We start from the raw sequence: 26,754 nt of genomic DNA on the forward strand, positions 1-26,754 counted from the left end.
TTTACGCCTTGTAAAACGGAAGTTTTACAACAGTTGCAGCAACTGCTTTTTTACGTATTTGAATATTAATTTTACTGTTTACATCTGCAAATACCGTTGGCACATAACCAAGACCAATCCCTTTACCTAACATTGGCGACATAGTACCAGAGGTTACAACACCAATAGTTTTACCTTGACCATCAACAATATCATAACCTTGTCTAGGTATACCACGTTCGTCAAGCTCAAAAGCGACTAATTTACGATCTACACCTTTACGTTTTTGAGCTTCTAAAGCTTCACTATTAGTAAAGGTTTTAGTAAATTTTGTTACCCAACCTAAACCAGCTTCAATAGGTGATGTTGTATCATCAATGTCATTTCCGTAAAGGCAATAACCCATTTCTAAACGTAGCGTATCTCTAGCAGCTAATCCAATTGGTTTAGCACCAGCTTCAGTAACTTTGTCCCAAATTTGTTTGACTTCGTCATTTTTGCAATAAATCTCAAAACCACCACTTCCAGTATATCCAGTTGCAGAAATAATTACATTGTCAATACCAGCAAAATCACCAACTTTGAAGTTGTAAAATTTAATTTCTGATAAATCATGACTAGATAAAGCCTGCATTTTTTCAACTGCATTTGGACCTTGAATTGCTAATAACGAGTAGTCTTCAGACAAATCACGCATATCTGCACCAACTGTGTTTTTAGAGCTAATCCAGTTCCAGTCTTTTTCAATATTACTAGCATTAACCACTAATAAATACTGTTCTTCTTTTAATTTATAAATAATTAAATCGTCAACAATTCCGCCATCATCATTTGGTAAACAAGCATATTGTGCTTTACCTATAGTTAACTTAGACGCATCATTACTACTTACACTTTGTATTAAATCTAAAGCCTTAGGACCAGAAATTAAAAATTCTCCCATATGTGATACATCAAACACACCACAGTCTTTTCTAACTGCTTCATGTTCTATATTTACACCATCATATTGTACAGGCATATTGTAACCTGCAAAAGGGACCATTTTTGCACCAAGTGCTTCGTGTGTTGCTGTTAAAGCTGTGTTTTTCATGAAATATATTTTTGTTTTACCGTCAAGCGGAAATTTTAAAACCTTGTCTAACAAAAGTATTGAAAATTATTGATTTGGTTTTTACGTTTTCAGGTAATATCAAGTTAAAATTTAGGATTCTGTTAGAATGCTTTTGTAGCAAAAAAATGAAAGTAACATATTATACAATGTTAAGTGTTACAAATCTTAGTCATTTAATGCCATAAACAAAATTACCTAGTATAAATATTTATACTAGGTAATTTTATATTAGATAATTGGAGTATTTAAATCTCAAATACTTCTAATTGCTTATCAAGAAGTCTTTTGACGTATAATATATCATTATAGATTATTAATTGACTGTAACCAGTTGTATTGTTGTTGTTGGATTGAATAATTTTAGGAGATTCTGTTGGTGTATTTAAATCAAAACTATACAAATTAGTACTACCTATTTGACTGTAGTAAATCTTATCTTCATGGATATCAAACCCTAAAATATAACCTTCATTGCCTATAGCATCTTCAATATCTTCTGCAGTGTAAACAATTGACGAGCCTTGAGAAGGTGAATTTAAATCTATTCTATGAACTTTGTTTTCTGAAGAAAAATATAAGAAGTTATCTATAACTTTACCGTTTTTAGGAATCACAAATTCGTCAGTAGCGACTAAATTATCAGTGCCAGAAGTATTAAACTGATAAAAATTATTTATTGGTGACAATCCATTTGGACTAGATACATAATATAAGTTAGTATGGTTTTTTATTAGTAAGGATCTAGGAGTATCAATAACAGGTGTTACTTGCGTACCTCCTGCAATATTATTGACGTCAAGTTGTTTTATACTAGAAAATGCAGGCCAATAAGTCTGATAATATAACTGATTATTAATTACTTTTAAGGTTACAGGTGCTTCATCATCTTCTATAATTAATTCAGCGGTAGCATTATCATCTTCAAGATTAATGCGGTATATGTTATATTGATAATCAAAATACAAATATCCATTATCAATATCAAAAGATTCAATTTCAGAAACATAATCAATAGAGCTAGAAAAGTCCATTGTTTTAATATATGTTGGTTCTGAAGATTCTTCAATAACCACAGGTGTGGAGATGTTGTCATCAACTGCACCTGTAGTGATGTTGTTATCAAACTTTTCATTAGAACAGTTAAAGCACAATAATAATGTTTTGAATTAGGATAATACTTGAGTGTTTCATTTAATATTTTAATATGGTTAGTGTTCAACATCAAGTATACAAGAGGTCTTTAAAATAAGTATATTATTGATGTTTTACACAAACAAATGTAATATTCAGTTTCACCTGTTTTTATTTATTACTGTTAATTAAATATCAATTAACATTAATTAACATTAATATCAAAAGTATAAACAAAAGTGATGTTCTTCTATTTAAAGTATTACTTACTGTTAAGTTTAAAGTAAGACAAATAATATGTTTTTTTGCTATAACGTTTACTCCCAAGTATTACTCTTGACTAAAGTTAGCCAATCCATGACTTGATTACTTAAGGTTTCTAGTTTAGCAACATAATTAGGGTTAGGTTTATACCAACTTTGTGTTAAGTAGTAATCTTGAATCACTTTTGTTTTAAAAACATAACCTTTAATAGCGAAGGGTAAATTTCTTAATATTTTGTATGAATCCTCATCAATGGATTTTGTACACGTTTTATTATCTTCTTTATAAAATATAATATCATGTGGCAAATTATGTTTAGTGTAATCAAATACATCATAATAGTCTTTCATGTACGTAGCGCTAGAGTAGAGGCTTAATTCGCCTTTAGGCTTAAAGTTTTTCTTTTTAAAACTAATTATGCCACTATTGGTAATAAACTTTGTGTCTTTTGCTTTACTGTATTCATTTACATGATTAAATACTCTACCATCCTCAATACTCCATTCTTTTTTATCTTCAAAAAAAGTATTAGAAATATTAAAATCTTGGTTATTTCCCATATCAATATTAAGAGTAAAGTCATCTATCTGATTATTTCCCCATCTATTGGCAGCAGTTAAAATATAATCAAAACTATATCTTTCTAAGACTGATCCTGACATATTAAAACGGTAGGTATGTTTGATGGTATTTATACCAGGTTTAAAATTAGCATTAAAATAATATACGTAGTAAAACTCTGGGCTATTGCTATTAAAGTCCTCTCCAATAACTTCTGCTTCAGTTTTTGCATCAATTGCACCATTAATGTAATAATTATTAGTGTTTACCATAGCGGTTTTATGTTTCAAAAACTGATTATTCATTATCACATCAAAATTTGATATGTATGGATGTGCGCCATTTTTAGGATAGCCATTAACATCTCCAAAAGGTGAAGGAGCTTCAAAACCCACTAAAATAGTTTTGTTTTTACCTGAATTAAAAAAAGTGTAATCCACAGTAACATATACATAAGTTTCTCCATCTACAACTTTTCTAACAAGTGTTAAAACCTCTTTAGTAACTGTAACATCAGTCTCGTTAATAGGTATTAATTGGTTTCCGGAAGCGTAATAAGCTCCATCATTTGCAAAGCAGTTAAATCCAAAAAGGAATAGGAGTAAACCCAATTTAAAATTCATTATATACTATTTAAAAGTTTTATGTTTTTACCGTCAAGCGGAAAATAAGCCTGTGGTCTAACAAAAGTATTGAAAATTAAATTGCCAATTTAAAGTATAACAGCTTATATATAGCTTTAAGTTTTCAGCTGAAGCTTATTGCTTTAATTTAAAATATACATTAATGAAAATACAGATATAAAAATCCATAAACTAACTGCTAAAAGTACAGGTTTACTTCCCAAAGCTTTTAAGTCCTTGATGTATAAAGTAGATCCAACAACAAATAATGTTAATACCAAAAGACGTTTGGCAATTGTAACAATGCTTAAAGTTATGTTTTGAGGTAATAGTTGGTAGCTATTAATAATTATAGCAATTATAAAAAGAATAATAAAGTATGGTATTTTTATTTTTTCGCCTTTAGTTTTAAAATAAAACATCGTGAAAATAGATAACGGAATAATCCACAATGTTCTAGATAATTTAACTGTAGTTGCAATTTTTAAAGCTTGATCTCCGTAAGTTAATGCAGCTCCAACAACAGAGCTGGTGTCATGAATAGCTATAGCACACCATAATCCAAATTGCTCTTGAGTAAGGTTGAAAGCATGACCTAAGGCAGGAAATACAAATAAGGCAAACGAATTTAATAAAAACACAATCCCTAAAGCAATACTAATAACACTACTTTTTGCTTTAATAATTGGTGAAATTGCAGCAATTGCACTACCACCACAAATAGCAGTTCCAGAGGTAATTAAATGTCCTAATTTTAAATCCATTTTTAAAGCTTTAGCTAATAAAACACCAAAGGTTACTGTTAATACAATAGAAAACACTGTTAATCCAAATCCTTGTTTTGTGGTTTGTAATGTGTCTTTAAAAAGCATACCAAAACCTAATCCAATAATTGATAACTTAAGTAAATAGCTAATAACTTTATGACTGTAAGTTTTAAAAGGGTTATCAAAAAGTAATGTAAATCCAAATCCTAACAACAATGCTGAAGTACTATTTATGTAACCCAAAGCAATAGTTATTACAATAACAAGGTATAAGATTTTAGATAGTTTAGATTTCATATTACAAAATTAATGCAATACAAAAGTAAACTTAACAAATAACTAATTAGAGTATTAATTTGTTATTTAGTATAACTATAGGTTATAGTTGTTTGTGATAAAAGTCTCAAAATAATCAAGCATATTAGATTGAAAACCAGTGCGTTTAACAAAGTAAAACCATCTTTGGATGGATAGGTTTTTTATGTCAATAATTTTTAATTGATTGTTTACTAAGTCCTTACTTACTGAATGTATTGATAATAAAGCATAATGATCAGAATGGTACAAGTAGTTTTTAATAGACTCTGTACTATTTAGTGTTACAACTGTGTTTAAGGATTTAATATTATTTTTTAATAAAAACTGATCTATAATATCCTTAGTTCCAGATCCGTTTTCACGAACTATCATTGGTAGACTTTGTAAAGTTTGTGTGTCAATGCTTCCATTTTTAAAAGCAGGATTATTACTACTTGTAACCAATACAATTTCGTCTTTAATAAACTTATCATAATGTAGTTTAGGGTTGGTTTTAGTACCTTCGGTTATACCAAAATCTAGATCTTCGTTTAAAATTAAGTCTTCAATAGTCTCAGAGTTATTACTAATTATTTCAAATTTAGTTTTTGGATATTGTTGTCTGAATTTTGAAATAACTTTAGGTATAATGTAATTAGATACTGTAGTGCTAACACCAAAGCTAAAGTGTTCAGGGAAAGTATCGTTTTTATGTAAAAACTGAGTGTCCATTTGATTATAAACGGCTAATATTTTATTAACATATAACAAAAAAGATTGACCCTCTGTGGTTAACTCAATCGAGTTTCGTTTTCTTACAAAAAAGGTTGTTTTATATTCTTCTTCAAGATTTCTAATAGATTTTGAAACTGCAGGTTGCGATATAAACAATTGTTCAGCAGCCTTAGTAAAACTTAAAGTTTTAGCTACAATCTTAAATATGTGTAATTTAGTTTTCATGTACTGATAATTGAAGTCACAATATACAAAGCTTACTAGTAGTTTAGCTTTAATTTATAGCATAGAAATGTTAAAAATATTAGTAAACATGGTGTTTTTGCCTTGCTTTATACTAAACTATAGTTAAACCAAGTGTTATAATTTGGTGTTATCTAATGTGTTGATTAACTTGAAGTATGGAAAATATATTAGTAGCAGGTGCCAACGGTACCACAGGAAAAAAAATAGTAAATCTTTTAAATCAATCTCAATATTTTAACCCAATTGCAATGGTTAGAAAAGAAGAGCAAAAAGCTTTTTTTGAGGCCAAGCAAATAGATACTGTTTTAGGTGATTTAGAAGACGATATATCTCATGTATTTAATAATAAAACTATAGATAAGGTTTTGTTTGCAGCAGGATCTGGAGGAAAAAATGTAGTTGAAGTTGATCAAGAAGGCGCAAAACGTATGGTTGATGCATCTAAAAAGAATAACATTAAAAAGTTTGTGATGCTAAGTTCAATGGGAGCAGACCAACCTGAAAAAGCTGAGCAATTACAAGACTATTTAAAAGCTAAACATAATGCAGATGAGTATTTAAAATCCTCTGGATTAAACTATAGTATTGTTAGACCTGGATCTTTAACTAATGGAGAGTTAACCAATAAGATACAGCTAGATCAAAAATTAGATACACAAGGCGAAATTAGTAGAAATGATGTTGCACAAACTTTAGTTAGTACATTAAATGATGATGTTGCCAATCAAGTAACTTTTGAAATTTTAAAAGGTGAGACCTTAATTGGTGAAGCTTTAGATAAAGTATCTGCAGTTAATGCATAAGATTAATTTTACTATTAATTTTGAATAAAAAAAAGCTACCATTTGGTAGCTTTTTTTATGGATTTTTATCTGTATATATGGCTTTTAAGTAGTTGTTTTAAATTCATAAAATTGTTCAAATTCTGATTTTTTTTTGAACTATTAATCTTATAAAGTTTCTATAACTTTAATTCTTATGCCAATAAAACAATCGTCCTCACATTGATTATTTTCATAACCACAAGTCGAAATCATTCCATTATTTTCAGTTTCAAAGTAAGTTGTCGTATTACTTCTTTCAATTAGCCAATCATTTTGAGCTTTATCATAAACTTCATCTAATGTAATTGGTTCAGCTCCGTTTTCGTGAGAACCTATTTCAGAACCTGTTTCTGTCCATTGGATTTCGTCTGGCTGAATGTCAGTTGATATGCCATCTGTAACCGTGTATTCAAAATCTCTTTGAGTTACAATTCCATTTTCAACGATTATAGTAGTTTCCCAAACGAATCCTACCCACGAACCAAGTGTTACAATGTATTTGTATGAGTTGTTAGAACTTTCTTTGAAATTTAACCAAGTTTTTTGACTGATTTCAAATTTGTCTTGGTATTCTAAATCATCTGAATCACAAGAGTTGAATATACTCCCGATTAATAATAGAATAATTAAATAAGCTTTATTTTTCATTTTTTATAGACGTTTTTTTTATTCATTTGATTGCTATTAAATGTTTTGTCCTAAAATTTGGAATAGGTTAAAATTGAATTATGCTGATAATTTATATACGCTAATTTAGTGTTTTAAATTTATCTAAAGATAAGCTTAATATTATTTTTTGTATAATCAATTGCGTTTTGTTAAGATTACTTAATACGTTCTACGTTATTAAAAGTTTGGAACCGATAAAATTTGCCTTTTAAGATGATATTTGAATGTTCAGACATTTCTTCTTAGTAACAATGAATTTATTCTGTCATACTAATGTCTATTTTTTTTCTTTTGAGTATTTTTGTGTTTGGTGTCTTTAGCTTGATAAATATCCTTATTACAATGATTAATATTTACTTCGGGAAATTCATTTTTAGCGACATTAAGTTTCTTAAAAAGTTATTTAACTTCGACACTTAAATTTGTTCAAGTTCTATTTCTCTCTCCTTTTTATATGTCGGTATTTTGTAATTTAATTATTAAAAATAAATCAAAGTGAAGTCTTCCCTAAAGATAGGTTAGTTAATAATTCAAATTCACTAATTTTTAAATTCAAACTGTCACAATCTAAAGAAGCAAATCTAGTGATAGTAAAAAGCTGTAAGCGTTTATTGTCATTTACGATAGTAAACTTGAAGCTTTAGCAATAGATGTATAACTATCTTATTTTGAAAAAATATTGTAGAATGCTTAAATAATTATTTATCAAACTTTAAGATGTCTTAAAAAGGTGAAGACTTAAAAGTATATTTCTAACAAAGGAAAATTAAAAGTATTTCTTTTTTAAATTTTCTTTTTTTATAATTTCTGTTTCAGCTATAAACTTCATACATAAATATATTGATATTACGTGTGTTATAGTAATCAAAACAGTAAATGTTTGTGTAAAATATATAAACTCGTTAATTGGTGTTAAAGCAATATGAAACATGCAAAATATACCAGATGTTAGTATTAACGTGGCATTATCATAATAGTCATTTATATAAATAATAGCACATGATATAACATAAGTAATTAATATAAAAGTAATCATGATAGTATACACTAAATTTGTGTTTGATAGGTGTTTAATAAGTAAATCTAATACAGAATATATTATATAACTGGCCAATAATAAACCAATTAACACAGATAAAAACAGGATATTTTCTAGTTTAGATTTATTTAAATATTGTTTTAATATAAGACTACTACAAATTAGATAAATAGATGTTAAAATAGTTATCCAAGAAAATAATTTATCAAAATCTTTAAAAGTTAAAATGTCAGAAATAATGATAGCTATTAATCCTATTATATATAAATAGTTAGGCTTACCTTTTGTAATATTAATGTATTTAAGTAATAATGTAAAAATAACCACAGGTGTAAAATAGATTAGTGTGTTTTTTTCCATTACAACACTGATTAAAATGGTTAGCGCAAAACTTAAATAAAATAATAAATCATACAAATAGCCTTCTTGTTTAATAAAATTTAAATAAATTGATTTTAAATTAAACATTTATGCTTCTAGGTTAGAGTAGTTGTTATAGTCTAAATATAACCAATAGTTTCTATACTTAGACTAATAATTGCTATCCACTTTTTTAATTAGCGTATAAAATTAACCCAACACCAATCAATATTCCGATTAAAGATATTAATTTTTGTCTCTTATTTTTCTCTTTAAAAACAAGTCCACCAATAACAACAGCTATAATAATTTGACTTCGTTTTATTGCAGAAAGTAACATAATTAAAGCGTCAGGATCCTGTAGCGCCTTAAAGTAAAAATAATCTGCAGACTGTAATAAAATACCAACTGCTATAATAGACCATCTAAAGGTAAATGCTTTACGTTTTTCGGCATAAGGAAACCACGTTATGGTTAGAATTACCAATAAAATTAAAATGGTGTATAAACAAAACCAAAACTGTAAAGTTTGTGGATTTAAACTTAAATTCTGAATTAAAAATTTATCATATAATCCACTAGAAGCACCTAAAAAAGTGGCTCCAATAATGGCAAAAATCCATTTATTTCGTTTAAAATTTATGCCTTCTTTTTTACCAATTCTAGAATATAATATTACCGAAAAGATAATGAGAAAAAATCCAATCCATTGGTAAGCATTTGGACTTTCTTTGTAAATTATTATTGCACCAATAAAAGTAAAAAATGGTCCAGCAGATCGTATTGGTGTGACAATTGTTATGGGTAAATGTTTTAAAGCTTGATAAGCTAACACCCAAGAACTAGCCATTATCATAGATTTTATAAAAATAAAACCATGTGTTGTTGCTGTAATATCTTGAAAATCGTAACCTTTTTCTAAAGCATATTCTGAATTAAATTTTGAAAACAAATAAAAACCAGCTATAAATAAAAATCCGCTAGAAACAGTTCCTAAAAGTACCGGAAACACTTCGTTTCCTTGTACTGCATGTTTTTTACACAAGTTGTGTAATCCTAAAAAAAGTGCTGCTAATAAGCCTAAATACATCCACATGACGCGAATATACTTTATTGTAGTGTTTTGCGATTATTTTTTATAAAATTAATCAGATTTGGTTTTATCATAGTGCATAAAAATATTGATCCAAATATTTCTAGATAACCTTAAAATAATTGGTAAACACAGTAGCATAAATAAAACAAGTATAATGTAAGATATTAATAATGAAAACTCTAAAACCATATAAGAAATAAATAAAGAAAATGAACCAAATATTAAACCAACAGGATAACTAACATACATAGCTCCAAAAAAGAATGAGGGTTCAATCTTGTATTTGGTGCTACAGTGACTGCAACGTTCTTCCATTGTTAATGTACTTGTAACTTTGTATGGATTATTTACAGTGTACATACTTTCATTTTGACAAACAGGACAACTACCTAATAGTATACTGTTTAGTTTTGTTCCTTTTAAAAAACTCATTATTAACCTAAAATTGAATAAACTAGCTTTGTTACTTTAATATTTTTAATATTAACTTATATTACTTTGTAAAAGTAGTTTAAACACTTTATAATTAAATAGTATCAATGTTGCTGTTTTTTGTATATTTAGGACATTATAATATGAAAAAGTTACCAGTTTTAAATATAAATCAATTTAAGAATCAAGAAGAATTAACTGATTTTTATAGTAATGATTTAAACGTGCATTTAAAACAAAATTCTAAAATTGTACATAAACCTCATAGTCACAATTTTTATTTATGTGTTTGTTTTACAGAAGGAAATGGTACCCATGAAATAGATTTTGATAGTTATACTATTTCTAAAGGAAGCGTCTTTTTTTTACGTCCAGGACAAATGCATCGTTGGCATTTTACAAGTTTAGTTAATGGATTTATCTTTTTTCATACTCAGGAATTCTTTCAACTTAATATTATAAATACTAATTTAAATGAATTCCCATTTTATTTATCATTAGAAAACACTCCTAAACTTCAGCTTGATAATTATCAATTAAATAAAATAGGTACTATCTTTCAAAGTATTAATGATGAATTTAATGGTCAAATGTTTTTTAAAACTGAAAAAATAGCAAGTCTAATAAATTTGGTTTACATTGATTTATCGAGGTTATATTCTGAAAAAGACTCTAAAACGATAAATGTGTCATCGTCTTATTTAAATATTTTAAGAATTTTAGAACAAAAAATAGAGCTACATTTTAAAACAGAAAAAACTGTTCAGTTTTATGCAAATCTTTTAAATATTACTCCTAAGCACTTAAATAGAGTTGTAAAATCTACAATAGATAAAACAACTTCAGAGTTTATTACAAATCGAGTTTTATTAGAAGCAAAACGATTAATTGTACATTCTAAAAATCCATTATCACATACTGCTGAAACTTTAGGATTTTATGATTACGCTCATTTTTCAAAATTATTCAAGTCTAAAATTGGCATTACAGCTATAGAGTTTAAGACTAAACATAGATTGTAATTATTCTGACTGAAAACTGTGTCTTTTTTCCTGAGTAGAAGAGGCCTCCAATAAGGTGTTAAAAGTTTTAATTGAATCAAAATTTTGTGTTATTGCAGATGAAATAGCTAAACCAGATATACCTGTTTTTAAAATTGGCTTGACATCATCAGTAGTTATTTCACCAAAACCTAAAATTGGAGTTTCTGTATTTAATTCTTTGATAATAGATTTAAAACCATCAAGGCCTAAACTCTCTAAAGTTAAACTATTATTTTCATTTTGTTTAAAAGGGCTTAAGGTAATATAGTCTGTTTGCTTTTGTAAAACAGTTTTACAATCTTGTAAGTTATTTACAGTAACACCTATTATTTGCCAAGTATATAAATGTTGTCTAACAGTAGGAGTGAAGTCTTTTTTATTTTTAAAGTGCACACCATCTGCTTTGATGGTTTTTGCAACTTTATAAAACTGATTAATGATTAATCTAGTCTGAAAATGAGAAGTAATTTTTATAGCTTCTTTCGCTATTTTTAATACTTTTTTTTCTGAAGCATTTTCAATTTTTAATTGTACTAATTCAGCACCAGATGTACAAGCTTTTTGAATATTTTCTAATATTATTTTAGTAGATTCACCTTCAGTGATGTAATGTAATTTAGGTATTACCATTGTAATAAAGCTTTATTAGGTTTGCAAAAGTACAATTATTATAATCTAAATGACATTACATACAACTTAGGTTTTTATTATATTATTTTTTATTTAATCCAGCTTCTCTATATCTTCTCCAGCTAGTTCCTTGTGTACATCTACAACCTGTTAATCCTTGTAAAAAGTCTATACCAATTGTTATTGCATGTGTACCAGAATTAAAACTAGATAAGTCATTCATAGTAATTTGGTAAGAATAGGCAAAGTAAAATCCATTTTTCATGATTCCAGCCATAGGTCCAAGATTAAGAGGTCTAAATGGTTGATCATTTAAAAAACGATATGAAGCTCCTGCCCAATAGTAATCACCAGAACGATTAAATTTTCTATATTTCAAATTGACATCTGTACTGGAACGACCATCGTTATTATATCTTTGGTAAAAGATAGAAGGCTCTAACTCGGTGTTTTTTGATGTTTGAAAAATATAACCAGTATAAGCTTGAAAGTTTAATAATTTACTAGGTTCAATTCCTGTAAAATTATCGATGTCTTTGTCTAAAATATTATTAGCATTTAAACTAGCATAAAATAGCTTATAACGGTATAAAATACCAACATCAAAATTACTATTATTAATAGACCTGTCATCTGTTATACTTGGATCAACAATTGGCATTTCATCATTACCTTCAAAATTTTCTATATCAACTCTAAAACTATTTAGGTTATACGATAAACCAAAGGATAGGTATTGTTGAGAATAATCACTCAAAGTAATATGATAAGCAAAAGAAAATTTAGCTCCTTTTTGTCTAGTATTACCATTTTTATCATTGTATAATGATAAACCAACTCCTGTTTGATTTCCTATTCTAAAATCTGCATACAATGCTTGATTGTCTGGTGCATTTTTTATACCAACCCATTGTGTTAATCCATTGGCTCTAATTCTAACATTATCACCAATACCAGCATAAGTAGGAGAAATAACAAAATCGTTATCTGCTAAATACTGAGTAAATACAGGTAAATTTAATTCTTGCGCAAAGGAGAAAGAAGTAAAAAGAACAACGATGTATAGTGCTAATTTTTTCATTTGTCTATTTTTTTAAATTCTTTTTATCTGTATAATGTGAAATGTCCAACATACTCTTTATCTAATAATGTACTGTTTGTTTTTACAACATACCAGTAATCTCCAGTTGGTAATTCTGTTCCATCATATTTACCATCCCAATATTCTCCAACTCTGTAAGTCGCTACTTTACGACCATATCTGTCAAAAATATCAAAAGTTAAATCTGGGAAATCTTCTACACAACCTGGAGCCCAAGTATCTGCAACACCATCATTATTAGGTGTAAAGTAATTAGAAATACAAGGTCCAACAACATCTATATCTATTGATGCTTCAGCTTGACATCCAGCACTGTCAGTTACAATTACTATGTAAGTACCAGTTTGAGTTACAAAAAATTGATTTGTACTTCCGTGATTAGTATTATTTAATGTGTAAGTATAATCACCTGTACCACCAGTTGTTTCAGCAATAATTTCTCCAGGACCACTTCCTTCAGACAATATTAAAGCAAGAGGTTGATAATCTTCAATAGTAAAGAACTCGGTGTATTGTACACATCCATTTGTATGAGTCACCTCTACAGAATGGTTTGTTCCAACAGGTACATTATTAAAAATGTTACTTGATTGAGGAGTTCCACCATCTAATGAGAATTCTAAAAGACTCATATCCGTAATACTTTCATCAAACAATACAGTAACGATGTTAGTCAATATATTATTATCACATAAGTAATCAACTTGAACTGTTGGATCAATAGTGACAGAATCTGGGAATGTGATATTCCATTCAGATTCACAACCTGCAGCATCTATAATGTATACAATATGATCACCACCACCTAAATTTGTGAAGTCAAAAATAGTTTGTGTTGGACCACCTGTTGTATATGTTGCATTAGGGTCATCAAGGACTACACTGTAAGGTAAGCTACCTCCAGATATTTCAATACTAAATGCTCCATCAGCTTCACCTTCACAAGTTTCGCCCATTAATGAGTCTGGAACTATTTGAATTAATACAGCTTGAGGATCAACAATCGTAAACGTATCAGTATAGTAGCAACCTAATTCATCTTGAGCAATAAAAACATAATCACCAGCTTCTAAGTTTTCAAAGATATTAGTATCAAAGAATTGGTTTAATTGTGGTGATAGTGCATATTTTATTACACCAGTTCCGCCTGTAGCATTGATTTCTAATGTACCATTATCTTCACCGCTACAAGTAATATCTGTAGCTACAAATGTAACTTGTAATGCAGATGTAGGTTCTGTAATAGTTATAGTTTCAACTTCAGTTAAACAGTTATCACTAACTACTTCAACTTGGTAAGTTCCAGCAAATAGATCTGTGAAACTTGCAGGACTATCTGTTGTAGTTTCTATAACAGTTCCTGATCCGTCTAATAAATTATAAGTATAGTTTCCTAATCCACCTTGAGCTGTAGCTACAATGCTTCCGCTATTATCTCCAGCACAATTGATTGTTGGATTATCACTTTGTAAGTTAATTACTAAATCTTGCAATGGTTCTATAGTTATTTCATTTGAAACCATTGCTGTACAGTTATTAGCATCTGATACATAGTATTGGTGTGTACCAGTTGATACTGGAATTGTAGTAGATGTTGTAAACGTACCTAAAATATTTGTAAAGTTACTATCATCACTATAGCTATAAACACCTGTTCCTCCAGTTGCTGATAAAGTAAGCTCATAAGCTACAGGACAAACATTTGTACTAGAATTAACTAGACTAACAGCTATTTGTTCTGGTTGTCCAATAACAATATCTGCAGAAGTAAATGTACAATTTAAACCATCTGCTACAGATACTGTATATGTACCAGCAGCTAAGTTTGTAAATACATTTGAAGTTTGAGGTCCAGAGTTACTTGCTGTAGGAGAAGAACTATTTAAAATATAAGTATAGTTTTCACCTTGGCCACCAGTTACATTACTTACAGTAATACTAGCATCTTGATCTCCGAAACATAACAATGTTGAAGCACTTGCAGTAACAGTTGCATCAATAGGAGTTGGTAAACTTAAAACAACAACTTCTGAAACGATACATCCTTGGAAGTCTCTTACACTAACTGTATAAGTACCAGCAGATAAATCTGTAAACGTTCCATTAGAAGAATACGGTACAGTAGCATCACCAGATAATTCATATTCTAAATTACCCCATCCACCTGTTCCAACAGCTGAAATACTTCCCATACCATCAAGACATGTTACTGATGTTTGTGTTGTACTTAAAGCTAAAGTTTCTATTGGTCTTGTAATTGTAAAACTTTGACTAACAGTACAGAATGGAGTAGATGTTAAAGTCGCATTTACTGTATATGTACCACCTACTAATCCTGAAACTGTTACTGGTCCAGCATCTGTAGTTGTTCCAGAATTAACAGTTGTACCAGAACTATCTAAAATAGTGTAGTCAAATGGTCCTGCTTGATCTGGGTTGTTTGCATTAATAACTTGATCTATAAAAGTAATATTTACACTTCCATCATTGTCATCAAAACAAGTTACATCTACAACAGTATCTATTAATAATTCAAATGTATTTGGATCATTAACATAATGTGTGTCTTGTAAACTACAACCAGTATCTAAATTAGTAACTGTAATTATATAGTTAGTGACATCTAATCCTGTAAATACTCCTGTAGTATTTGTTTGACTATAAACACCACCTGTTACAGATCCAGTGACATCTTCTAAAGTAAATTCTAAATTAGTAGGTGTACCATTAGTAGCTGATACAGTTACTGTAATATCTTCAAGATTAGTACAAGTAATAGCATTATCAACTACAACTGTTATAGCATCTAAATCAATGTAAGGGTCAATAGTTACTGTACTAGCTGTTGTACCTAAACATCCTTGGTCATCATAAACATTAATTGTATATGTTCCACCAGAACTATCAGATTCAGTATAAACATTACTAGTTCCTGATTGAACAACAGTACCACCTTCAACAAATTCATAAATTGTATAAGTACCAGATCCGCCTATTACAGTATCTACTGTAATAGAGGCATAATTAATAGTGTTTGTTCCTGTAGTACATTCATATTGAACAACTGTTGGAGCAGATACAACTATTATGTTAGGTTCTGCAATTACTACATCTTCAGTAGCAAAACATCCTCTTCCAGAATTAACTTGTACAGTATAAGTACCAGCAGCTAATCCTGTAAATATGTTTGAGTTTTGTGGACCAACTGTAATTGGTGCAGTTATTTGATATGTATAAATTGGGTTATCATTACTTGCAGGTAAATCTACAGTAATAACTCCATTACTTTCACCATTACAAGTAACATCATTTACACTAGTAGTAAATGTTACTGGTGTTGCAGTATCTAAAGTTATAGTAGCATCATTAGTACATAAAGTAGTTGTATCCGTAATTGTTACGACATATGTACCAGAAGGCACTCCTGTAAATACATTACCTGTTAAAGTTATTGATGCAGGATTTGGACTAATTGAATATGCATAGTTACTAGTTCCACCAAAACCAGTTGCTGTAATTTGACCATCATCATCACTACAACTTGGAGATATTCCTGCAAGTGAAACAGCTACAGGATCTTCAATTAAGTAAGTTACTGTATCTGTACAACCATTAGCATCTCTAACTGTTATAGTATAAGTTCCAGAAGTATTAACTGTAAATGTAGAACTAGTTTGGAATCCATTACCAATACTATATTCAAAAGGAGCAATTCCTGAAGCAACATTTACTGTAAATGTGTAGTCGTTTGAAGGACTTGGACATTGAGAACCAGTAACTGCAATACCAGATGGAATTGGATCAGTATCAATTGTTATTGTTAAAGGCGTTGTAATTACACAACCATTAGTATCTTGTACGTATACATCCCAAGTCGTAGAGACTGCTGGATCTAATACAGCTGAATTTGAACTTGAATATGTTCCTGCTGGCGAACCACTAACTACAAATGAGTAGCTGTAATTTCCGTTTCCACCTGAAGCACTAACGCTAACTTGAGCACCATCATTACAATTTGCATTTACAAATGCATCAGCAATTAAATCTAAAGGAGCCGATTGATCAACGTCAATTGAAGCAGTAGCTGTACAGCCTGTAGCTTCGTCAGTAATCATTATTGTTTGTGTACTTGCAGATGTTAATCCAGAAACTGTAACTGTTGGGTTAGTTTGCCCTGTCACAACTGGAGCTCCGTTTATAGAATAGCTGTAAGTACTTTCAAAATTAGAAATTGTAAACGTCACTTCTCCATCTGTTCCAGGATTACAAGTTACGTCACTTACTAATTGACCATTTACTTCTATATTTTCTACATCTTCAATAGTGTAAAGTTCTTCATAAGTACAGCCATTTGCATCTGTAACTTGGAAAGTATAATCACCTGTTGTTAATCCAGTAAATATTCCATTTGATGCACCTGATGTGTTAACTGTAGCACTTGCAGGTGAAAGTATTTCAAAACTTAAAGCAGTAGTACCTCCAGTTGCTGTAACTGTAACGTCACTTGTGCTTACTAAACATGTAATTGGAGTAGAGGTGAAGTCTAAGTCTGTTGGTGGATCTAAAGGATCTACCATTACAGATCCTGTTACTTCACAACCATTAGCATCTCTAACAATATAAGTTATAGTTTGAACTGTCCCGTTATCATTTACGGTATAGGTATTTGTTGTTGAAAAACCATTTCCGTTAAACTCATAGAAATATTCACCAGCAGTTGTTGGTGTACCATCTTGACCTAATACAGTAATAATAGTTTCAATATCACAATTAGTTATTGCTGATAAAGAATCTGTAGCAGATAAAATAATTGGCTCATCAATAGTAATAGGCGCACTTACATAAGTACAAGAACTAGCATCTATTACTGTTACAGTATAAGTTCCTTGAGTTAAACCAGTAAATACATTTGAACTTTGAGTTGTTCCTGAATCTAATTGATACATGAAAGGACCTGTAGCAGATGTTGTTGTTACTGTAATAGTACCGTCATTTCCTCCATTACAGCTTACATCTGTCTCTACAGTTGTAAATGTCGTTGGTTGGATAGGATCTAATGTATAAGTTGTGGTAGACTCACAACCTGCAGCATCCGTAACCATAAAAGTATAGGTTCCAGCAGCAGCAGCAGAATACACATTGGTAGCCATTGGACTAAATGTTATGCCGTCTGTTGATACTTCATAAGTATAAGTCGTATTATCTCCACCTGTAGCAGTTAAAGTAATTTCTGCATTTGGTGTTGCAGTACAGTCTAAAGGACTCGTTAATGCTGCACTTAATAATAACTGATCATTAACAATATACGGTGTTGAAGCCACACATCCATTTCCATCTTGAATATACAAAGTATATGTTCCTGGAGAGGATACTGAGAAATCAGGACTAGAAACAAATGTTGTTCCATTCATACTGTATAATGGACTACCAACAGATACACTACCTGTAATTGTGATGTTTATTGGATTACCATCAAAACAAGGTGCTGTTTGAGGATCAATAATAGGCTCTGCATCTCTAGTTAAAGTTAAATCTACATCTCTAATACATCCATAAGCATCTATAGCATATACAGTATAAACATCAGCTGGTACATTAAATGTATTTGCAGAACCCCAAGCTGTGCTAGTTGCATCTGGAGCAGTATCAGTTTCTAATAAAATTTGATATTGATAAGGTGCAGTTCCATCTGTTGCAATACCTGTTATTACTCCTAGATCATTACAATTTTCGTTAGAGGTTACAGAAGCTGTAAGACCAAAACTAATCGCTGATTCTGTTATATTAAAAGTTGAAGTTATCACTCCACAACCTGCATTTGGACCAGAAGTTTCAGTAATTAAAACATAATAGTTACCATAAGGTAATGGACCTAAATTGTTAACTGGTAAAGTTCCATTTGCTGGTACAGTTCCCGTTCCAGTTATACCGGTTGAAGTTAAAGATAATGAATTAAAAATTTCATAATCAACATCAATAGCCGAAGTTTCAGGATTATTTACTGTAAACGATACGTTACCATCTGCACTTCCTGTACAAGTTATGTTATTTGAAGTTTGATTACTAATTGATAACGTCGAATTAGTTGGAATAGGTGTAGAAGCAGTTTCAAAATATGTACAACCAGTTAAAGAATCATATACAATAAAAGTATAAGTAACTCCAGATGTTAGACCTGTAAATGTTACTGATCCTGGAGATGTCTCTAGTTGCCAAGTTCCTCCTGGTGGTGGTGGTGGAATAGTTCCATCATAAATATCAAAATAGAATGGTCCATTTCCTGCTAAAGCAGTACTTACTGTAACTACAGCTTCACCTCCTGTTGTACAATCAACTGTTGTATCTATAACTATATCTAAATCATCTGGAGGAGATGCTACTAATACATCTTGTATTAATACAGAACATCCATTGCTATCAACTATGTTTATTTGGTATAATCCAAAATCAACAACATCAAAAGTTGTAGAAGTATCTCCAATATTATTTAATTCTGATTCATCATAACCATTAGTTCCTGTTACAAAGTAGTTATAAGGACCTGTACCACCTGTTACACTATCTACAATAACTGATCCTTGTGAAGTTCCGTTTGTTGTATCACAAGTAATTGGTACTGTAGAGTGATTTACTATAATAGCATCTGGTTGGTTAATTGTAATAGGTTCAACTTCTGTACAACCATTTGCATCTGTTACTGTTACAGTATAGTCTCCTGCTGGTAGACCTGAAGTTTGAGAACCATAAGAAGTACTTGTCGTTGTATTATATACTTCATAATCGTAAGGTGCTTGACCTACAGTAGTATCTGGTGTTATTGAAATTGAAGCAGTTTCTTCTGCATTACAATTAATAAATCCTGTTTGAGTTACTGTAATATCTGGAGTAGTTGCTGGAGTAATTTCTATAGCTGTTGTTGTTTCAACAGTACAAGTATTAGCATCAGTTACCATAAAAATATAACTTCCTGGAGTGTTAGTATTAAACACATTACTAGCTATAGTTGTAAAAGTTGTACCTCCATCAGTTGAATAGGCATAAGTATATGTTGTAGCATCACCACCAGCAGCAGTTAATGTAACTTGAGCTTGATCTGGTAATGCACATGTTATGTCTTTATCTAATACTGCAGAAAGAGATAATTGAGGGTTTACAGTTACGGTATCTGTAACAGTACAACCATTTCCATCTCTAACCGTTATTGTATAAGTACCAGCTGTTACAGTAAATGTGTTACCAGATTGAAAGTTTGTACCATCAATACTATACATTAACGTAGCAACACCTGTTGCAGTTGCAGTAATATTAAAGTTATTTCCTGTTCCTGTACATTGATTATCAACTGTAGCAGTAACAGTAGGTAAAGGATCACTAATAATAGTAACAGTTTCCATAACAGCACAATTATTACTGTCCATTACATAGACATCAATAACTAAACCTAATATAGCTGTATCAACTATTGTATTTGTTCCATAGTCACCAGTTAAAGGTGCGCTACCTCCAGAACTTACATATGCATAAGTATAGCCACCAGAACCACCAGTTAAACCAGTAAAACTAATAGTGGATTCTGTTGTATTACAATTTACATTAGTAGCAGATGCTGTAAAAGTAATTTGCGTTGTAGGATCTATTGTAATTGATGCAGAGTCAGAACAACCTGTTGCTGTATCTATAACATCAAAAGTATATGAACCTGTTGGTAGGTTTGTGATCGAAACTTCATTATCAGTCTGAGTGATTGTTCCAGCTGAAGGAGTTAGAGTATAGGTATAGTTACCTAAACTACTAACATCTGTCATTGTAAATACAGCAGAACCATCATCTGAACCAAAACATACTTGATCTGTATTAGTTTGAGCAATAGCTATGTTAATTGCTGGATCAATTGTATGAGAAGCACTAACAGTACATCCATTTACATCTGTAATCTGGAAAGTGTAATTACCAGGTGCTAAGTTTGTAAATGTTCCAGAGGTAGCTCCTGAAACGTTTGATGTTTCTGAAGCTGGAGCTGTAATTTCATAGCTAAATGGAGCTACACCATCAATCGGAGTAACTGTTACATCTGTAGTAGTATCATTACAAGTAATTACATTAGAATCCGCAAATGTCATACCTGTTAAAGGATTGTATGGCGGAATGTCTATAGTTTCTGTATCAATACATCCATTTGCATCTCTCACAGAGTAAGTAATAGTTTGTGTAGTAGTTGTATTAGTTACAGTTAAAACATTATTAGCTGTATAAGATGTACTTCCGTTAAAACTATATACGTAATTTCCTGCACCACCTGTAGCACTAACTGTAATATCTGTAGTTGTACTACAATTAGTATTATTAGAAAGTGTAGCAGTAGCTTCAACTTCTGTAGGGTTATCTAATATAATAGTATAAATTGGAGACAGACAGTTATTACTATCTTGTATTTGATAGGTATATTCTGTAGTAGTAGCAGTTGTTGTATTTGCATCTAATCCATCATAAAATGAAGTTGAAGTAAAGGCTCCACCATTAAAGCTAAAAGTATAACCTCCAGAACCACCATCTGCAAATAATTGAATTTCTCCATTGGCATCATCAAAACATAAAGGATCTGTTCCATCTGCAGTTCCTGTTGGTGTTGATATTGCATCAATGGTATTTACTTCTGATTCTGCAATACAACCAAGAGCATCTGTTACCTGAAATTGGTATGTTCCATCAGTAGTTGCAGAGTAAGTAAATGGAGTACCTGTAGTCCCTAAATCTGTATATGCACCACCATTTTCTGAAACAGCGTAAGTGTAAGGAGCAGTTCCTCCTGTAATAGTTCCGGTAATTACAGCATCTGGTGATGTTGTACAATCTAAATCTTTAGTAATTATAGTATTTAAAACTAATTCAGGTTCTATAGTTTCTGCTGGCAAAGTAACTTCACATCCATAAGTATCTCTAACAATTATAGTGTAAGTACCTGGAGTAAGGTTCTCAAAAGTATTTTCATCTTGAAATTCACCACCATTTATATTGTATTCATAAGGTGCTACACCACCAGAAGCAGTAACTTCTAAAGTGGCACCATTAGCAGCGTCATAACAATAGTCTGAAGTTGTACTAATGGTTGCAGTTGGAGCAACAGGTGCATCTAAAACTAACGTTGTAGAGTTTGTACAGTTAGCTGCATCAGTTACTTCAACTGTATATGTTCCAGGAGCAACATCTGTTAGGACACCATTATTAAAATCTGTAGCTGTAAAAGGAGCTACAGTATCAATTAATTGAAAAGAATAACCAGGAGTACCATCAGTAGCTGAAGCTGTAATTGTTGCTCCTTCAAGACATGTAACTTCTGTATTAGTTATATTAATTGTCAAAGGATCAGCTGAAGTAATAGTTTCAGTAAAATCTAATTGACAGGTATCGGCTTCATCATCATATCTAACACTAATATTATAAGTATCATCTGTTAACCCTGTAATTGTAAAAGGAGAAGTTGATTGTGCAATCCAAGTCACTCCATTATCAATTGAGTATTCAAATCCATTTGTTGTATCAAAATTTTGTACAGCTATAGTTACTTCACCATCTGCATTACCTGAGCAGCTTACCATTGATGTACCAGTAATATCTGCAGTAAAAGCATTTCCTGAATCAATAACAAATGGGAAGTCTACTACTGTAGTACAGGAAGCTGGTAATTGATATACTTTTAGATCATCAATCGCTACGTCATTTCCACTTGTTTGCTGTACGTTAGATCTTAAAATAAATGTTAAAGAAGTATTATTTCCTGGGTCTAATGTAATAGGAGTAGTTGGATACTCTATCCAGTTTTCTGTTTTAGGAATATCTCCTGTATTGTAAAATGAAATCTCAGTACCACTTCCGTCTACTAAAGCTACTCTTAAATCTGGATTGAATTGGTTATTATTTGTTTTTAGTAAGTTAATGGCTGCAAACTCAACTTGAATCGGTTGATTTGGTATGATATCATCAATTACTTTTTCATATAAAATTTCTGTAGCTGGAATTGTTGCACCAATATTTACTACTAAATATCGACCATCAGCGGTTGGAGGAGTAGTAGCAGGCGTATAATCGTTTGGATTAATCCAAGCACCAAAAGGATTTTCTATGCTAGATGTAACTGAATATTCACCATCATTAATATGTGTACTATTGCCACATTGTGTTGCTGCAACTTGTTGCTCAAAACAATAATATACTGGATTAATTCCTGGTGAAGTTGTGTCTTCTCCATACCCAAACGTTTCGTATAATAAATTACTAAATGTAGGAACATCAATTAAAGTATATTCTACACTAATTGTATGAGAACCTGAAGGTACATCCGTAAAAATTTCAGGGTTTGAAGTATTTGGGTTTAATACTCCATCAAGATAATAATCGTAAGAATAATTTGAACCACCATTGTTAGTTACTGTTACAGTAGCATTACCAGATCCATCACAATTATAAACTGTGTCACCAACTACAATAGTTGGAGCAGGAGGTTCTTGATCTAAAATTATATCCTGCATTACAAAAACACAACCATTAGCATCACGTATGTAAACTGTATAAGTTCCAGGTGTTACATCAGCTTCATTTGTTGTAACCCAAGTAGCTTGATTATCAAAACTATATTCATATGGGTTTGGCTCTGGAAAAGGAGTACCTCCTTGAGGGTTAGTAATTCTAATAGTTCCTTCTCCATTTGGTCCACAGCCAGCTAAAGCTGAAATACCAGCAGTTGCACTCAAGGCAGCATCAGGCTGATTTATTGTTACAGTTTCAGGGGTTGTAAAACATTCTGAACCATCTAGCTCATAACTGATAACAACTTCGTAATCGCCAGCATCTAAATTATCAAATGTTGGGTTAGCAGAAAATGTAGTTCCATTATCAATACTATATTCTAAAGTATAACCATTAGCATTAGTGATAGTAATATCAATTTGACCATTTGCATCATTATAACATAAAATATCTGTACTATTTATTGTATAGTCTGGAGCTGGAATATCGTCAATTGTAATAGTAGTAGTAGCAATACAGTTATTAGAATCTACAACTGTAATGTCATAAGTTCCAGCTGAAGTAACAACTACTTCAGGAACCGTTTGAAAATCTGTTGTACTATTTATAAAATAGAAGTAAGGAGCAGTTCCACCATCAGGATAAATTGTTATTTCACCATCATTACAAGTTAAAGGACTTGTAACTGCTGCAGTTACAGTTAATAAAGGTGGTTCTACAATAATTACATCTTCAGTGTAAGTACAACCATCTTCAGTTTCGACTGTAGCGGTATAAGTTCCAGGGTTTAAATTTTCAAAAGCATGAGTGTTTTCTAATATTGGGCCAACACTATTAACTAGAGTTCCGTTTTGGAATAGTTCAAAAGTATATTGTGGTTCTACATCATTAGCTGCTAGTTGTATGGTTCCTAAATCACCATTACAGAAAGGCTGAATAATTGTAGATGATACAGTAAAATCACGAACTCTTATTTGAACATCTGGTACTGTAAATACACATGGATTAGTATCTACACCGACCTGTCTTATATATACAGTATAAATTCCAGCTGCTGTAACAGTAAAAATATTACTTGATTGATAATTAACATCATCTAAACTATATTCATAACCAGAAGGCACGTCATTTACAGTAATACTTCCATCAGTTGTACAAATTATATCTGTTGATTCAACTGTAGGATTTAAAACATTTTGGTATACATTAAAATAAAATTGAACAAAACATCCTCCATCATAATTAATTGTTATTCTAAATTGTCCAGATGTATTTGCTAAATAGTTTGGTCCATTTGCAACTTCATTCCACACACAACTATTATCCTCATTTGCACAATCGCTATTTGAAACAGCAGTACAACTAGTTTCATCTAATTGTTCCCATATAACAGATTCGGCACCAGCTATATTTGTTTCTATAAGAGTTGAATCATTAATACCACATAAAAATATATTTGGTAATAATTTTCCGTTATCAGGACAAGTGACTACTTCGTCGGCATAAGGAATAACTGGATTTTCAATATTACCTCCAAAAAGTTCTACAACAAATTCCTGTTGAATAGATTGACATGGTGCAATAGCTGTATTATAAACATAGTATGTACCTGTTTGATCAACAGTAATATTTTGACCTGTACCAATCACAGGTGTACCTGATTCATTAGTTGACCAAGAATAAGAGTCATATCCATTTGCAGCAGTTAACTCTAATGTCGCTCCACAAAGAATTTCATTTTGTGTAAATTCACAATCTAAATTCGCTAAAAAGTTAGTAGCTTGAGGCGTAATTAAACACCCTGTATTAGCATTTAAACTAGGATCGTCTGTAATTTCAAAATTTGGATTGAAAAATCCATTGTATGTTGCATAAGCTTGATTGTTAATTATATTAGAACAAGCATCTGCTAGTTGGTTACAAGCATCAACTACACGTGCCTCGATCCTAATCTCATAAACAGGATCATTTTCTTCTACTAAATAATCTTCAATATCTAAAATTAATTCACGTGTAATTGGATCGTAACTAGCTACAGAAACTCCTGGTGGTAAAATTAAATCCGTTGGATAGTCAAACAAAATATTAACAGGAAGTATATCTCTTATTTGAAAATTAGTAGCATTATCATTTCCTGTATTTTGAAAACCAATAACATAATTTAAACTATCACCTAAACCTACTTCAAGTCCTCCAATATTATTACCCGCATCATCCTCTACAATTTTTGTTAAAACAATGTTAGGTTCTATTATCTCTACCGCAAAAGCGAAAAAATAAGGAAAATAAGTATCTCCACTAGTTTCTAATCTAACGGTAGCAGAAGTGGCATCATTTGCAATTACAGAATTGCCTGGGTTTGGTATAGATAATATACCTGTATCAAACCCTAATGTGTTTGTACTGTTAGGATTACGGTTATTTACTGGAGTAGCATCTAATTGAGTAACAGAACTATTAAAAAAGTTGTTTACGGGTCTATCCGCAGCAGATAGTGCAGTACCATTTAATCTTAATCTATCTCCAGGAATTGGTTTATCACCTTCTAAAGCTGCAAAAGCAAAATTAGCTCTAACAGGTGCAGGACCTGGTATCGTTCTAAATCCATTAATAGGGATATCTGCTGTCGGGTTTTGAGATGCACTTATAGCACTAAAACCATCAAAACTTGTGATAGATTTTCCTGGCAAAGTTGGGTCTTCAAAAACTATAAATAAAGACCATCCAGCTGATTGACCAGTTCCATTATAAGGTGTGAAGTTAGAGGTTTCTCCGGTACCAGATGATACGTTGGCTACAGTATATGTACCTAAATCATTACCTAATGCTGTAACTATGTTTGTGACATCAGCATAACATGCGTAGGAAAAACTATTACCACCATCAACTGAGTTACCATTAGCATCATAAATAACTGTTCCTTGGATATCTATATAATCACCTACTGGACCTTTGAATTTGATATCTCTTATGGGTTCAGTACCTGGATTTACTGCTCCCCAATATAAACCAGCATATTTAATTTCATAACAGTTAGGATTTGGTATCTCTAAATCAGCACTAGAAGAACTAAATGTGGTATTGTCATTATCAATATCAATATAGTTCATTTCTACATTGTGATTGAAAGATGAGTTATTATTGAAAGCATTATTACTTGGGCCTAAAATATTATTCCCAATTAATAAAATATCTCCTTTTAAATCATCATCAAATCGAGGTGTAAATCCTTGAAAGTTTTGAGCGACCATTGAATAACTACATAGGAACAGTAGAAATAAAATGGTAATCTTAGAATAAGTAGGTTTTTCCATGATA

General features: G+C 30.9%; 14 protein-coding genes. 2 read left to right on the plus strand and 12 right to left on the minus strand.

Annotation, left to right across the window (positions count from 1 at the left end):
• Window position 1 precedes the first annotated feature (1 nt).
• From gcvT to JAO71_RS03575, 5 genes are all read right to left on the minus strand, one after another.
• Window positions 2–1,072, minus strand: coding sequence for a glycine cleavage system aminomethyltransferase GcvT (gene gcvT / locus JAO71_RS03555; RefSeq protein ID WP_116822857.1), 1,071 nt, complete (start codon window positions 1,070–1,072; stop codon window positions 2–4).
• 266 nt (window positions 1,073–1,338) lie between these two features.
• Window positions 1,339–2,244, minus strand: coding sequence for a hypothetical protein (locus JAO71_RS03560; RefSeq protein ID WP_202998884.1), 906 nt, complete (start codon window positions 2,242–2,244; stop codon window positions 1,339–1,341).
• Window positions 2,245–2,541: 297 nt separating this feature from the next.
• Window positions 2,542–3,672 (minus strand): YARHG domain-containing protein, encoded by a 1,131-nt coding sequence (locus JAO71_RS03565; protein ID WP_202998886.1) that lies wholly within the window; start codon window positions 3,670–3,672, stop codon window positions 2,542–2,544.
• Window positions 3,673–3,815: 143 nt separating this feature from the next.
• On the minus strand, window positions 3,816–4,736 hold the full coding sequence (locus JAO71_RS03570) for a YeiH family protein (RefSeq protein ID WP_202998888.1): 921 nt from the start codon (window positions 4,734–4,736) through the stop codon (window positions 3,816–3,818).
• Window positions 4,737–4,811: 75 nt separating this feature from the next.
• Window positions 4,812–5,696: a LysR family transcriptional regulator gene (locus JAO71_RS03575; protein WP_202998890.1), complete on the minus strand. Its 885-nt coding sequence runs from the start codon at window positions 5,694–5,696 to the stop codon at window positions 4,812–4,814.
• 176 nt (window positions 5,697–5,872) lie between these two features.
• Here JAO71_RS03575 and JAO71_RS03580 point away from each other — a divergent pair, with 176 nt between their 5' ends.
• Window positions 5,873–6,520: an SDR family oxidoreductase gene (locus JAO71_RS03580; protein WP_202998892.1), complete on the plus strand. Its 648-nt coding sequence runs from the start codon at window positions 5,873–5,875 to the stop codon at window positions 6,518–6,520.
• Between the two features lie 147 nt (window positions 6,521–6,667).
• Here the strand turns inward: JAO71_RS03580 and JAO71_RS03585 are convergent, their stop codons facing one another.
• From JAO71_RS03585 to JAO71_RS03600, 4 genes are all read right to left on the minus strand, one after another.
• The gene (locus JAO71_RS03585; protein WP_202998894.1) at window positions 6,668–7,189 is read right to left on the minus strand and encodes a hypothetical protein; all 522 of its coding nucleotides are present in this window, start codon (window positions 7,187–7,189) and stop codon (window positions 6,668–6,670) included.
• Window positions 7,190–7,976: 787 nt separating this feature from the next.
• Window positions 7,977–8,609, minus strand: coding sequence for a hypothetical protein (locus tag JAO71_RS03590; protein ID WP_148638356.1), 633 nt, complete (start codon window positions 8,607–8,609; stop codon window positions 7,977–7,979).
• 193 nt (window positions 8,610–8,802) lie between these two features.
• On the minus strand, window positions 8,803–9,705 hold the full coding sequence (locus JAO71_RS03595; protein WP_202998896.1) for a DMT family transporter: 903 nt from the start codon (window positions 9,703–9,705) through the stop codon (window positions 8,803–8,805).
• Between the two features lie 48 nt (window positions 9,706–9,753).
• A complete protein-coding gene (locus JAO71_RS03600) occupies window positions 9,754–10,137 on the minus strand; it encodes a DUF983 domain-containing protein (protein ID WP_202998898.1) in 384 nt (127 codons plus the stop codon).
• Window positions 10,138–10,280: 143 nt separating this feature from the next.
• Between JAO71_RS03600 and JAO71_RS03605 the strand changes: the two genes are divergently transcribed.
• On the plus strand, window positions 10,281–11,159 hold the full coding sequence (locus tag JAO71_RS03605) for an AraC family transcriptional regulator (RefSeq protein WP_202998900.1): 879 nt from the start codon (window positions 10,281–10,283) through the stop codon (window positions 11,157–11,159).
• Here JAO71_RS03605 and JAO71_RS03610 read toward each other — a convergent pair whose 3' ends face one another.
• The 3 genes from JAO71_RS03610 to JAO71_RS03620 form a co-directional block, all read right to left on the minus strand.
• A complete protein-coding gene (locus JAO71_RS03610; protein ID WP_202998902.1) occupies window positions 11,160–11,810 on the minus strand; it encodes a thiamine phosphate synthase in 651 nt (216 codons plus the stop codon).
• Between the two features lie 82 nt (window positions 11,811–11,892).
• Window positions 11,893–12,891, minus strand: a complete 999-nt coding sequence (locus JAO71_RS03615) for a PorP/SprF family type IX secretion system membrane protein (protein ID WP_202998904.1) — start codon at window positions 12,889–12,891, stop codon at window positions 11,893–11,895.
• 23 nt (window positions 12,892–12,914) lie between these two features.
• Window positions 12,915–26,750 (minus strand): T9SS type B sorting domain-containing protein, encoded by a 13,836-nt coding sequence (locus JAO71_RS03620; RefSeq protein WP_202998920.1) that lies wholly within the window; start codon window positions 26,748–26,750, stop codon window positions 12,915–12,917.
• Window positions 26,751–26,754 lie beyond the last annotated feature (4 nt).

Origin of the sequence: Olleya sediminilitoris, assembly GCF_016785945.1 — a bacterium.
GTDB lineage: Bacteria > Bacteroidota > Bacteroidia > Flavobacteriales > Flavobacteriaceae > Olleya > Olleya sediminilitoris.

Bases quoted from the DNA above. Each gene is read 5' to 3' on its own strand.
- JAO71_RS03570 (WP_202998888.1), bottom strand. From the start codon at position 4,736: ATGAAATCTAAACTATCTAAAATCTTATACCTTGTTATTGTAATAACT.
- JAO71_RS03575 (WP_202998890.1), bottom strand. From the start codon at position 5,696: ATGAAAACTAAATTACACATATTTAAGATTGTAGCTAAAACTTTAAGT.
- JAO71_RS03590 (WP_148638356.1), bottom strand. From the start codon at position 8,609: ATGGAAAAAAACACACTAATCTATTTTACACCTGTGGTTATTTTTACA.
- gcvT (WP_116822857.1), bottom strand. From the start codon at position 1,072: ATGAAAAACACAGCTTTAACAGCAACACACGAAGCACTTGGTGCAAAA.
- JAO71_RS03565 (WP_202998886.1), bottom strand. From the start codon at position 3,672: ATGAATTTTAAATTGGGTTTACTCCTATTCCTTTTTGGATTTAACTGC.
- JAO71_RS03580 (WP_202998892.1), top strand. From the start codon at position 5,873: ATGGAAAATATATTAGTAGCAGGTGCCAACGGTACCACAGGAAAAAAA.
- JAO71_RS03605 (WP_202998900.1), top strand. From the start codon at position 10,281: ATGAAAAAGTTACCAGTTTTAAATATAAATCAATTTAAGAATCAAGAA.
- JAO71_RS03615 (WP_202998904.1), bottom strand. From the start codon at position 12,891: ATGAAAAAATTAGCACTATACATCGTTGTTCTTTTTACTTCTTTCTCC.
- JAO71_RS03600 (WP_202998898.1), bottom strand. From the start codon at position 10,137: ATGAGTTTTTTAAAAGGAACAAAACTAAACAGTATACTATTAGGTAGT.
- JAO71_RS03620 (WP_202998920.1), bottom strand. From the start codon at position 26,750: ATGGAAAAACCTACTTATTCTAAGATTACCATTTTATTTCTACTGTTC.
- JAO71_RS03610 (WP_202998902.1), bottom strand. From the start codon at position 11,810: ATGGTAATACCTAAATTACATTACATCACTGAAGGTGAATCTACTAAA.
- JAO71_RS03585 (WP_202998894.1), bottom strand. From the start codon at position 7,189: ATGAAAAATAAAGCTTATTTAATTATTCTATTATTAATCGGGAGTATA.
- JAO71_RS03595 (WP_202998896.1), bottom strand. From the start codon at position 9,705: ATGTGGATGTATTTAGGCTTATTAGCAGCACTTTTTTTAGGATTACAC.